This is a genomic window from Salipiger mucosus DSM 16094, assembly GCF_000442255.1.
GTDB classification, from domain to species: Bacteria; Pseudomonadota; Alphaproteobacteria; order Rhodobacterales; family Rhodobacteraceae; genus Salipiger; species Salipiger mucosus.
This window is the reverse complement of the sequence record NZ_KE557273.1, coordinates 590,186-602,514: the sequence shown is the minus strand read 5'-3', so window position 1 is coordinate 602,514 and position 12,329 is coordinate 590,186. Positions and strand designations below refer to the sequence as shown.

The 12,329-nt window shown below is 68.1% G+C and carries 10 protein-coding genes; 6 read left to right on the top strand and 4 right to left on the bottom strand.

Going from position 1 to position 12,329, the window contains the following annotated elements; genetic code table 11:
* Positions 1-12 precede the first annotated feature (12 nt).
* The 4 genes from SALMUC_RS03030 to SALMUC_RS03015 form a co-directional block, all read right to left on the bottom strand.
* A complete protein-coding gene (locus tag SALMUC_RS03030) occupies positions 13-2,694 on the bottom strand; it encodes an ATP-binding protein (protein ID WP_020039550.1) in 2,682 nt (893 codons plus the stop codon).
* Complete coding sequence (locus tag SALMUC_RS03025; protein ID WP_020039549.1) at positions 2,691-2,987, bottom strand: hypothetical protein; 297 nt, start codon at positions 2,985-2,987, stop codon at positions 2,691-2,693. Before SALMUC_RS03025 ends, SALMUC_RS03030 begins: the two co-directional genes overlap by 4 nt.
* The gene (locus tag SALMUC_RS03020) at positions 2,984-3,358 is read right to left on the bottom strand and encodes a response regulator transcription factor (protein ID WP_020039548.1); all 375 of its coding nucleotides are present in this window, start codon (positions 3,356-3,358) and stop codon (positions 2,984-2,986) included. Before SALMUC_RS03020 ends, SALMUC_RS03025 begins: the two co-directional genes overlap by 4 nt.
* A 93-nt stretch (positions 3,359-3,451) precedes the next feature.
* Positions 3,452-4,768 carry a helix-turn-helix transcriptional regulator gene (locus tag SALMUC_RS03015; RefSeq protein WP_020039547.1) on the bottom strand — a complete coding sequence of 439 codons (1,317 nt, stop codon included), beginning with the start codon at positions 4,766-4,768 and terminating at the stop codon, positions 3,452-3,454.
* 222 nt (positions 4,769-4,990) lie between these two features.
* On the opposite strand from SALMUC_RS03015, the gene SALMUC_RS03010 reads away from it, so the two are divergent.
* From SALMUC_RS03010 to acs, 6 genes are all read left to right on the top strand, one after another.
* Positions 4,991-6,337, top strand: coding sequence for a substrate-binding protein (locus tag SALMUC_RS03010; protein ID WP_020039546.1), 1,347 nt, complete (start codon positions 4,991-4,993; stop codon positions 6,335-6,337).
* Positions 6,338-6,446: 109 nt separating this feature from the next.
* Positions 6,447-7,478, top strand: coding sequence for a branched-chain amino acid ABC transporter permease (locus SALMUC_RS03005; protein WP_020039545.1), 1,032 nt, complete (start codon positions 6,447-6,449; stop codon positions 7,476-7,478).
* 3 nt (positions 7,479-7,481) lie between these two features.
* A complete protein-coding gene (locus tag SALMUC_RS03000) occupies positions 7,482-8,684 on the top strand; it encodes a branched-chain amino acid ABC transporter permease (protein ID WP_020039544.1) in 1,203 nt (400 codons plus the stop codon).
* A 12-nt stretch (positions 8,685-8,696) separates the two neighbouring features.
* On the top strand, positions 8,697-9,452 hold the full coding sequence (locus tag SALMUC_RS02995; protein ID WP_020039543.1) for an ABC transporter ATP-binding protein: 756 nt from the start codon (positions 8,697-8,699) through the stop codon (positions 9,450-9,452).
* Positions 9,453-9,464: 12 nt separating this feature from the next.
* Positions 9,465-10,220: an ABC transporter ATP-binding protein gene (locus tag SALMUC_RS02990; RefSeq protein ID WP_020039542.1), complete on the top strand. Its 756-nt coding sequence runs from the start codon at positions 9,465-9,467 to the stop codon at positions 10,218-10,220.
* 89 nt (positions 10,221-10,309) lie between these two features.
* On the top strand, positions 10,310-12,259 hold the full coding sequence (gene acs, locus SALMUC_RS02985; RefSeq protein ID WP_021119760.1) for an acetate--CoA ligase: 1,950 nt from the start codon (positions 10,310-10,312) through the stop codon (positions 12,257-12,259).
* Positions 12,260-12,329 lie beyond the last annotated feature (70 nt).

The window sequence follows — 12,329 nt, the reverse complement described above, 5'->3', positions numbered from 1 at the left end:
TCCCGGCCCCGCTCATTGCGCGGCGAGCGCGATGTTCGCGGGCAGGACGACGCGAAATGCTGCGCCCGGCTGCCCAGACAGATACGAGATGTTGCCCCCGAGCCGGACCATGATCTGCCGGCAGATCGCCAGTCCCAGCCCCGCGCCGCCGGCCTTCTGATCGCTCACGCGGGCGAATTTCTCGAAGATCATGTCGCGGGCCTCGCGGCCGATGCCCTGGCCGTTGTCGATGAAGTCGATGACCACCTCCTCGCCCGCCGACACCCGGATCTCAAGTACGGGTCGTACGGCATCACAGTACTTCCGGGCATTGGCGACAAGGTTGATGAAGACCTGGCTCAGCCGGTCGAGGTCGGTGTTGAGCCAGACCTGCTCGGCGGCCGGGTCGCGCTCGATCCGAAGGCGCGCGCCGGTCTCGTCGGCGGCGGCCGCGGCGACCGCGCGATCGAGCACGTCCGACAGCAGCCCCTCGCGCAGGTTGAGGCTCACCTGCCCGTTCTCGAGCACCGAGAGGTCCAGCAGGTCGTCCAGCAGACGGGTCAGGCGGATCGCCTCGTCGTGGATGATCGAGGCATACTTGTGTTGGTCCTCGGGGGCGAGGCCCTCGGTGTCGCGCAGGATCTCGGAGAAGGCGCGGATCGAGGTCATGGGGGTGCGCAGCTCGTGGCTGATCTGGCTCAGGAAGGCGTCCTTCTGAACCGACAGGCGCGTGAGCTTGGCGTTGGCCTCGCGCAGCTGGGCGGCGGTGCGGGCGAGCTCCTGGCTCTGGGCGCGCAGGCGGGCGGAGTATTCCATCATCTGCGCGGTCTCGTCGGCCACGGCCATGAGGTCCTCGACCGAGACCGACATGCCGCCGACGATCTGGCCGACCATGGCATGCGCCGTCGCCGCGCCGACCGAGCCCGCGAGTTCACGCTCGAGCGTCTCGAGGAAGCCGGGCGTGGGATCGGGCAGCCCGCCGTGCAGCCCCTGCCGCCGCGCCTCGCGCTCGAAGAGCGCGCGGGCGTCGGGCGCGCCCAGGATGCGCTGCGCCATGATCATCAGGTCCTCGGCCTGCGCGGCGCCGCCGGTCCAGCTGCGCGGGCTGGGCGAGTGGTCGAAGACATGCACGAACTGCGCGCCCTGCAGCCGCTCGAGCGGCGTGGGGAAGCTGGCGAGCGAGGCCGCGACGAAGCCCGCGGTGTTGAGGGCCATGGACCAGAAGAGCGCATGCAGCAGCGGGTCCATCCCGCCGATCCCGAAGAGCGCCTGAGGCCGCAGCCAGGAGAGGCCGAAGGGTCCGTGCACCATCCACGCCTCGGGCAGGAAGACGCCCGGGCCGAAGCTGGGCAGGAAGAGCGTGTAACCCCAGCAGCCGAAGCCCAGCGTCAGCCCGGTGAGCGCCCCCACCCGCGTGGCGCCGCGCCAGAAGATGCCGCCCAGCATGGCGGGCAGCACCTGCGCGACGCCGGTGAAGCTGACGAGGCCGATGGTCGCGAGCGCCGCGCCGCCGCCGGAGAGGCGGTAGTAGAGGTAGCCCAGCATCACCACGCCGATGATCGACAGCCGGCGCGAGGTCAGCACCACGTTGCGCACGTCGCCCGAAACCGTGGCGCCGGGTTCGGCAAAGCGCAGCCAAAGCGGCATCACCACGTGGTTCGATACCATCGTGGAGAGTGCGATGGCCGCGACGATCACCATCGAGGTGGCCGAGCTGAAGCCGCCGAGGAACGACAGCATCGCCAGCCCGTCGCGGCCCTGGCTGAGCGGGACGGTCAGCACGAAGAGGTCGGGGTTCGAGCCCGGCGGCAGCAGGTCGAGCCCCGCGACCGCGATGGGCACGACGAAGAGGCTCATGAGTCCGAGGTAGAGCGGAAAGGCCCAGCTCGCGGTGCGCAGGTGGGTCTCGTCGTCGTTCTCGACCACCAACACCTGGAAGATGCGCGGCAGGCAGAGGAAGGCCGCCGCCGAGAGCAGCATCAGCCCCGCCCAGCGCCCGCCGTCGATGCGCCAGCGCCCGAGCGCCGAGGCGTCGATGCGCGCCAGCGTCTGCTCGACCCCGCCCGAGACGCCCCAGACGACGAAGACGCCAACCGCCAGCAGCGCGGCGAGCTTGACCACCGCCTCGACGGCGATGGCCATGACCACGCCGTTGTGGCGTTCGTTGGCGTCGAGGTTGCGGGTGCCGAAGATCACCGTGAAGAGCGCGAGCCCCGCCGCGACCCAGAGCGCGGTGTGGCCCTTTTCCTCGCCCGCGGCCATGTCGCCGGCGGCGAAGACCTCGAAGCTGAGCGTGACCGACTGGAGTTGCAGCGCGATGTAGGGCGTGGTGCCGACCACCGCGAGGATGGTGACTCCCACGCCGAGCAGGTTCGACTTGCCGTAGCGCGACGAGATGAGGTCGGCGACCGAGGTGATGCGCTGCGCCCGGCCGATGCGCACCAGCTTGCGCAGGATCCACCACCAGCCCACCAGCACCAGCGAGGGGCCGAGGTAGATGGTGAGATACTCGAACCCCGAGCGCACGGCCGAGCCCACGGCGCCGTAGAAGGTCCATGCGGTGCAGTAGATCGAGAGCGAGAGCGTGTAGACCACCGGAGAGCGCAGCCAGCCGGTGCGCCCGCGCAGGGCCACGCGCTCGGCGGCGAAGGCGATGGCGAAGAGGAAGAGCGCATAGGCCGCGCAGACCGCGATCAGCGTGTTGAGCATGCTCATTGCGCCGCCTCGTCATCGTGCGGCGGGGACTGCGGGCCGTCGCGGAAGGCGAGCGCGGTCGAGACCACGCAGGACAGGACCACCAGCACCAGCCAGACCGAGAAGAGATAGACGATCGCGGTCGAGGAGCGCACGCCCGCGACGCCCTCGTCGGTCCAAAGCAGCGGGATCAGCCAGAGCAGCAGGCCCAGCAGCGGCAGCACGCGGGCGGCGTCGATGATCCGGCGGCGGCGGTAGGACTGGCGTTCGAGGAACACCGACGGCTTGCGCGGCGCGTCGACCTGGTCGCTCATGCCCGCGAGGTCACGAGGCTGCGCACCATCTCCAGCATCTCGGCGTTGGAGAAGGGCTTGGACATGAAGGCGCTCACGCCCGCACGCTCGGCCATCTCGCGGTCGCGGGTCTGGCCGCGCGCGGTGAGCATGAGCACCGGCAGGTTGGCGGTGGCGGCTTCCTCGCGCAGCTCGCGCAGGATGTCGTAGCCGCTCTTGCCCGGCAGCATGACGTCGAGGATCAGCAGGTCGGGCTGCCGCTCGCGCAGGCGCGCGTTCGCCGTCGTCCCGTCCGTATGCGTCTCCACCCTCAGACCCTCGCGGGTCAGGATGAAGCTGATCGCCTCGATGATATTCGGCTCATCCTCGATCAGCAGAACGTGCTTCGACATGAAAATCCCCTCACCGTCGGCGCCGATCCTCCCCGGCCCCGTCGCGGCGTTCCTCCCCCGATCCATCTGTTATCGCGAATGTTACCTGCCCTGTCAAAAGCCCTCTTCCCCGACCGGGCCGCCCAGCAGCGAGGGTTCGCGCCGGGCGGGGCAGCGGGTGCGCGGGCAGATGCGGCAGGCGACGCCCACCTCCTCGGCCGGCTCGCCGGACCGGGTGCCGTGTTCGGGGGCGATCATCATGTGCGCCTCGAAGACCGGGTCGCGGTTGGCCTCGGGCGGGGTGGCGGGCTGGGCCACGGCGTAGGCGCGCACCGCGCCCGTCTCGCGCCCGGCCGAGCGCAGGCGGCGCGAGAGCACGGTCATGGGCCGGCTCAGCGCCGGGAAGAGCGGCCAGAGCGGGCAGTCGGCGCCGAAGCGCGGAATGGGGAAATCCGGCAGCGGCTTGCGGAAGGTGAGCGCGCCCGAGGCGTCGCAGACCGCGAGCCCGACCACGCCGCAGGGCGCGTCGGGCGGCAGCGTGGCGAGGCGGCGCATGGCGCGGGCGGGATCGGTGCCGAAGCGCTGCACCAGCGCCAGCGGGTCGGGGCCGGTCTCTGCCACGGCCTCGAGCACGGCGCCCAGCGGCAGGGCGCGGGCGTCCTCGGCGTAGCGGCGCAGGGTGCGGCCCAGCAGGACCTGCCCGATGGGGGTGAGCGCGGCGCCCAGCTCGGTCGCCACCTCGGCGGGATCGGCCCCCGCCTCGAGCGCCGGCAGGTGGTGGTCGTGGGCCTCGAAGACGGCGTCCACCTCCTCCTGCGGCGTGCCGCTCTCGGCGGCGGCCTTGCCCTCGGCCTCGAGGTAGGCAACGAGGCTGCGGCTGCTGTCGGCCAGGCGCGCGCTGTCCTCGTGGATGTTGCGGTGGAAGCGGCGCTGCCAGTCGGGATCGACGCCGCCGGGTTCGACGAGGATCGAGGCGGTCGAGCGGATCGCGGTCACGGTCGAGAGGATCTCGTGCAGCGCGTCGGCGAGATGGGGGTCGTGCGCGAGACGGTCGGAGAGCGTCTCGACCGTGCGTTCGAGCCGGTCGATGCGCGCGCGGGCGTCGGCCAGGAGCCGCGCCCAGCCGGGAAAACGGCCCGCGAACTCGTCGACGCGGTCGAGCTCGGCACCGCTGTCGCGGACCTGCCCCGCCGCCTCGCGCAGGGCGGCGATGAGCGCGGCCTCGGCGCCCTCGGTCAGGATCGCGGGCTCGACGCCCAGCAGGCCCGCGATGTCGAGCAGCAGCTTGCCGCCGATTCTGCGGCGGTTGTGCTCGATCAGGTTGAGGTAGGAGGCCGAGATTCCGGCATCGCGGGCAAGGTCGGCCTGCTTGAGACCCAGAATGATCCGCCGCTCGCGAATGCGGGAGCCGGTCAGCGTGTCGCGTGGCATGCCGCTTTCCCTGTCGTTTCAACGCCTTTCTGCGGCGCGACATAAATTTCTTTACGGTTTATCATGGCATACTGTTCAGTCTTTGACAAAAAAATTGTTTCAGGCAAGGCGGTTGTTGCGTGATTTTCTTTCACCGTCCGATACTGGCTTTGCACGACACAGTGCCCGCACCGGCAGGAAGAGGAGCCTGCAGGTGCGATCAGCAAAATTTGGGAGGATTCAATGTCCAAGAGCAATGTGACACGCCGCGGCGTGCTGCGTACCGGTGCCGTGGCCGGCGCCGGCGTGGCGCTGCCCACGATCTTTACCGCCTCGTCGGCGCGGGCCTTCACCAACGAGCCCACCGGCGACACCGTCACCCTGGGCTTCAACGTGCCGCAGACCGGCGCCTACGCCGACGAGGGCGCCGACGAGCTGCGCGCCTACGAGCTGGCGGTCGAGCACCTGAACGGCGGCGGCGACGGCGGCATGCTGAGCACCTTCTCGTCGCAGGTGCTGGACGGCTCCGGCATCATGGGCAAGAAGGTCGAATACGTCACCGGCGACACGCAGACCAAGTCGGACGCGGCCCGCGCCAGCGCCAAGTCGATGATCGAGAAGGACCGCGCGGTCATGATCACCGGCGGCTCGTCCTCGGGCGTGGCGATCGCGGTGCAGGGCCTCTGCCAGGAGGCGGGCGTCATCTTCATGGCGGGCCTCACCCACTCGAACGACACCACCGGCAAGGACAAGAAGGCCAACGGCTTCCGCCACTTCTTCAACGCCTACATGTCCGGCGCGGCGCTGGCCCCGGTGCTGGCCAAGGAGTACGGCGAGGACCGCAAGGCCTATCACCTGACCGCCGACTACACCTGGGGCTGGACCCAGGAGGAATCGATCAAGGCCGCGACCGAGTCGCTGGGCTGGGAGACCGTCGAGACCGTCAAGACGCCGGTCGGCGCGGGCGACTTCTCGTCCTACATCGCGCCGGTGCTGAACTCGGGCGCCGACATCCTCGTGCTGAACCACTACGGCGGGGACATGGTCAACTCGCTGACCAACGCCGTGCAGTTCGGCCTGCGCGAGAAACAGGCCAACGGCAAGAACTTCGAGATCGTCGTGCCCCTCTTCTCGCGCCTGATGGCGCGCGGTGCGGGCGAGTCGATCAAGGGCATCCTGGGTTCCACCAACTGGCACTGGTCGCTGCAGGACGAGGGCTCCAAGGCCTTCGTGCAGAGCTTCGGCACCAAGTACGGCTTCCCGCCGAGCCAGGCCGCGCACACCTGCTACGTGCAGACGCTGCTTTACGCGGACGCCGTGCAGCGCGCCGGCTCCTTCGATCCCTGCGCCGTCGCCGAGGCGCTCGAGGGCTACGAGTTCGACGGGCTGGGCAACGGCCCGACGCTCTACCGTGCCGAGGATCACCAGTGCTTCAAGGACGTGCTGGTCGTGCGCGGCAAGGAGAACCCGACCTCGGAGTTCGACCTGCTCGAGGTGGTCGAGATCACCCCGCGCTCGCAGGTGGAATACGCCCCCGATCACCCGATGTTCTCGGGCGGCTCGCTGGGCTCCTGCAACTCGGGCGCCTGACCCGCATCTTGCAGTTCCCGGCCGTGCGTGACCCGCGCGGCCGGGCCCTCGGTGTCCCGGCCCAGTGCCGGGACCTCTCCGGTTTCTTCAGACCTCGAAGGCTGGGATCATGGACGCAGTCATCCTTCAGATTCTCAACGGGCTCGACAAGGGCTCGGCCTATGCGCTGATCGCGCTCGGGCTCACGCTCATCTTCGGCACGCTCGGTGTCGTGAACTTCGCCCACGGCGCCCTGTTCATGATCGGCGCCTTCTGCGCCGTCACGCTCAACCGCCTGCTGTCGCTCTCGCACCAGGTGGTGGACGAGACGCAGAAAGACTTTCTCGGCAACCCGCTCAAGGTCGACGTGCCCTACGTCAACGACATCTTCGGCGAGGCGACCGGCTCGGCCATCATCGACTGGTCGGTGCCGCTGGCGATCCTGTTCTCGATCCCGGTGATGATCCTGATCGGCGTCATCATGGAACGCGGGCTGATCAAGCACTTCTACCGCCGCCCGCACGCGGACCAGATCCTCGTGACCTTCGGCCTGGCGATCGTGCTGCAGGAGATCATCAAGCAGATCTACGGCGCCAACCCGATCCCGACGCCCGCGCCCGACGCCTTCACCGGCTCGTTCGACTTCGGCGTGTTGCTGGGCTTCGATCCCAACGCGGTGATCTACCCCTACTGGCGGCTGATCTACTTCGCCTTCGCGGCCGTGATCATCGGCGCGGTCTTCGCCTTCCTGCAGTTCACCACCTTCGGCATGGTCGTGCGCGCGGGCATGGCCGACCGCGAGACGGTGGGCCTGCTGGGCATCAACATCGACCGGAAGTTCACCATCATGTTCGGCCTCGCGGCCGCGGTGGCCGGCCTCGCGGGCGTCATGTACGCGCCCATCAACTCTCCCAACTACCACATGGGCATGGATTTTCTGGTGCTGAGTTTCGTGGTGGTGGTGGTCGGCGGCATGGGGTCCCTTCCGGGCGCCGTTGCCGCCGGCTTCCTGCTGGGGGTGCTCGAGAGCTTCGCCTCGATGAACGAGGTCAAGGCCATCCTTCCCGGCATCGACCAGATCATCATCTACCTCGTCGCCATCATCATTCTGCTGACCCGTCCGAGGGGCCTCATGGGCCGCAAGGGCGTGATGGAGGACTAAGCCATGCTCGGACTCGGCAAGAAAGACATCACCCTCTTCGCGGTTGTCGCGGTGCTGGCGCTGTTCGCACCCTTCATCCTCAACCCCTTCCCGGCGGGCAGCTCGCTGGCGCAGTTCAACGCGGGCTATCCCGACCTGATGCAGCGCTTCGTGATCTTCGGGATCTTCGCCATCGGCTTCAACATCCTGTTCGGCCTGACCGGCTACCTGAGCTTCGGGCACGCGGCCTTCCTGGGCGCGGGCTCCTACTCGGCGGTTTGGATGTTCAAGCTGCTGTCGATGAACGTGATCCCGGCGATCCTGCTGTCGATGATCGTGGCCGGGCTCTTCGCGGTGGTGATCGGCTACGTCAGCCTGCGGCGCTCGGGGATCTACTTCTCGATCCTGACGCTGGCCTTCGCGCAGATGAGCTACAACCTCGCCTACTCGGTGCTGACGCCGATCACCAACGGCGAGACCGGCCTGCAGGTCACGCTGGACGACCCGCGCGTGCTGGGCCAGACGGCCACCGCCGACGGCGGCATCCCGGTGACCAACCTCTTCGGGCTGGAGATGCGCCACTTCACGACGCTGGAGCTCGGGCCCTGGCAGTTCCAGTTCTCGGTGGGCTACTACCTCTGCGCGATCATCATGCTGATCTCGTTCTACCTCGCGATCCGCATCTTCCGCTCGCCCTTCGGGATGATGCTGCGGGCGGTGAAATCGAACCAGCAGCGGATGTTCTACACCGGCCTCAACGCGCGGCCCTACACGCTCGCGGCCTTCGTGATCTCGGGGATGTACGCCGGGCTCGCGGGCGGGCTGATGGCCTCGATGGACCCGCTTGCGGGCGCCGAGCGGATGCAGTGGACGGCGAGCGGCGAGGTGGTGCTGATGACCATCCTCGGCGGCGCGGGCACGCTGATCGGCCCGGTGCTGGGCGCGGGCTTCATCAAGTACTTCGAGAACATCTTCTCCAAGATCAACGACCAGATCCTGCACGGCTGGGTCGCCTGGCTGCCCGACGGGCTCGAGGATCTCGTCGTGGCGCTGATCCATCCCTTCGTGGGCAAGGGCTGGCACCTGACGCTGGGCCTGATGTTCATGCTGATCGTGATCTTCCTGCCCGGCGGGCTGGTCGAGGGCGGACAGCGCATCGCGCGCAGCCTGCGGCGGCGCAAATCCACGGACGACGGCAAGTCGGCCAGCACAGAACCCGCGGAATGAGGAGCGCGAGCCATGGGCATTCTTGACGTCAAGGACGTGAACAAGCGGTTCGGCGGGCTGAAGGCGCTGTCGGACGTGAACCTCTCGGTGAGCGAGAACACCGTGCACGCGATCATCGGGCCGAACGGCGCGGGCAAGTCGACGCTGCTCAACTGCCTCGTGGGCAAGCTGATCCCCGACACCGGCTCGGTCATGTTCGACGGGCAGTCGGTGCTGGGCCGCAAGCCCTACGAGATCAACCAGATGGGCATTTCCCGCGTCTTCCAGACGCCGGAGATCTTCGGCGATCTCACGGTGATGGAGAACATGATGATCCCGCTCTTCGCCAAGCGCGACGGGGTCTTCCGGCTGCACGCCATCGAGTCGGTCTCCTCCGAGCGCGGCCTGCGCGAGCAGGCCGAGCGGATGCTCGACGACGTGAACATGCTCGACAAGCGCAACATGCACTCGGCCTCGATGTCGCGCGGCGACAAGCGGCGGCTCGAGATGGCGATGTGCCTGGTGCAGGAGCCGCGACTGCTGCTGCTCGACGAGCCGACGGCGGGCATGGCGCGCGCCGACACCAACAACACCATCGACCTGCTCAAGGAGATCAAAACCAAGCGCGACATCACCATGTGCATCATCGAGCACGACATGCATGTGGTCTTCAGCCTCGCCGACCGGATCACCGTGCTGGCGCAGGGGACCCCGCTGGTCGAGGACGTGCCCGAGAACATCAAGGGCCACCCCAAGGTGCAGGAAGCCTACCTGGGCGAAGCGGCGTAAGGAGCCAGGATCATGAACGTCAGACCGGATTTTTCCAAGAACGCCAACATGGCCGAGACGGCGCCGGCCTTCCTCTCCGTCTGGGACATGCATTCCTACTACGGCGAGAGCTACATCGTGCAGGGCGTGAGCTTCAACGTGCACGAGGGCGAGATCGTGGCGCTGCTGGGCCGCAACGGCGCGGGAAAGACCACGACGCTGCGCTCGATCGCGCGGCTCGACTCGCCGCAGGTCCAGCGCGGCGAGATCTGGCTGGACCACAAGCCGCTGCACCGCATGGCCTCGCACGAGGCGGCGACGGCGGGGCTTGGCCTCGTGCCCGAGGACCGGCGGATCATCCCCGGCCTCACGGTCGAGGAGAACCTGCAGCTGGCGCAGATCGCCCCGCCCGTCGGCTGGTCGATCGAGCGGCTCTACGAGCTGTTCCCGCGCCTCGGCGAGCGCCGCCGGCAGGAGGGCGTGACGCTCTCGGGCGGCGAACAGCAGATGCTGGCCATCGCCCGGGCGCTGGCGCGCGACATCAAGCTGCTGCTGCTCGACGAGCCCTACGAGGGCCTTGCCCCGGTGATCGTGGACGAGATCGAGAAGACCCTGCGCCACATCAAGGAACAGGGGATGACAACGATCCTGGTCGAGCAGAACGCCGTGCGCGCGCTGCAGCTGGCGGACCGCGCGATCATCCTCGACACCGGGTCCATCGTCTTCGACGGGACCGCCGCGGAAGTGCTTGAAAACGAAAGCCTGCGGGCGGAATATCTGGCCATCTGAGGGTCGACCCGGCCGCCGACCGGACCAAGTGGTCTTGCATAAGGGGGCCGGGCGCGTTTCCCTGCCCCCGACATGTGGAGGAGCATATCATGACCGAGACCACCACCTATCCACCATCGTCCGACTTCGTGTCGACCGCGCACGTCGATGCGGCGCGGTATGACGAGATGTACGCGCGCTCGATCTCGGACCCCGAGGGGTTCTGGGCCGAGCAGGCGCAGCGGCTCGACTGGGTCGAGGCGCCCAGGACCATCAAGAACACCTGTTTCGACTTCGGCAAGGTCGACATCAAGTGGTTCGAGGACGGCGTGCTCAACGTCGCCTACAACTGCATCGACCGGCACCTGAAGGACCGCGCCGACCAGACCGCCATCATCTTCGAGCCCGACAACCCCGAGGACCCGGCGCAGCACATCACCTATGCCGAACTGTCGGACAAGGTGAACCGCATGGCCAACGTCCTGCTCAGCCAGGGCGTCATGCGCGGCGACCGCGTGGTCATCTACCTGCCGATGATCCCCGAGGCCGCCTATGCCATGCTGGCCTGCGCGCGCATCGGGGCCATCCACTCCATCGTCTTCGCCGGCTTCTCGCCCGACGCGCTGGCCAACCGCATCAACGACTGCGGCGCCAAGATCGTCATCACCGCCGACACCGCGCCCCGCGGCGGCCGCAAGACCGCGCTCAAGTCCAACGCCGACGCCGCGCTGCTGCACTGCTCGGACAAGGTGCGCTGCCTCGTGGTCAAGCACACCGGCGACCAGACCACCTGGATCGACGGCCGCGATGTCGACGTCAAATACCTCATGGCGCATGCCGCGCCCGAGTGTCCGCCCCGCCCCATGGGCGCCGAGGATCCCCTTTTCATCCTGTATACCTCGGGCTCGACCGGCAAGCCCAAGGGGGTCGTACACAGCAGTGGTGGATATCTGGTTTACGCCGCCATGACGACCGAGATCACCTTCGATTACCACGAAGGCGACGTCTACTGGTGCACCGCCGACGTGGGCTGGGTCACCGGGCACAGCTACATCGTCTACGGGCCCCTCGCGCTGGGGGCGACCACGCTGATGTTCGAGGGCGTGCCCACCTACCCCGACGCCTCCCGCTTCTGGCAGGTCTGCGAGAAGCACAAGGTCAACCAGTTCTACACCGCGCCGACGGCGATCCGCGCGCTCATGGGCCAGGGTGACGAATTCGTAACGAAATGCGATCTATCCTCGCTCAAGGTGCTGGGCACCGTGGGCGAACCGATCAACCCGGAGGCGTGGAACTGGTATAACGAGAAGGTCGGCCAGGGCCGCTGCCCGATCGTCGACACCTGGTGGCAGACCGAAACCGGCGGGCACCTGATGACGCCGCTGCCGGGGGCGCATGCGACCAAGCCGGGCGCGGCGATGAAGCCCTTCTTCGGCGTGGAGCCGGTGGTGCTCGACCCCACCAGCGGCGAGGAGATCACCGAGCGGCCCTGCGAGGGGGTGCTCGCGCTCAAGGACAGCTGGCCGGGGCAGATGCGCACCGTCTGGGGCGACCACGAGCGTTTCGAGAGCACCTACTTCCAGCAGTACAAGGGCCACTACTTCTCCGGCGACGGCTGCCGGGTGGACGCGGACGGCGACTACTGGATCACCGGGCGCGTCGACGACGTGATCAACGTCTCGGGCCACCGCATGGGCACGGCCGAGGTCGAATCGGCGCTGGTGGCCCATTCCAAGGTCGCCGAGGCGGCGGTCGTGGGCTACCCGCACCCGGTCAAGGGCCAGGGCATCTACTGCTACGTCACGCTGATGAACGGGATCGAGCCCAGCGACGAGCTGGTCAAGGAGCTGCGCAGCTGGGTGCGCACCGAGATCGGCCCCATCGCCTCGCCCGACCTCATCCAGTGGGCCCCGGGCCTGCCCAAGACCCGCTCGGGCAAGATCATGCGCCGCATCCTGCGCAAGATCGCCGAGAACGACTACGGCGCCCTCGGCGACACCTCCACCCTCGCCGATCCCTCCGTCGTCGACGACCTCATCGACAACCGCATGAACACCTGACGGCCGGTGACATGACGGTTCGGAAAGCCCCCGCAGTGCGGGGGCTTTTCTTTTGCCGGTGTTAACCGAG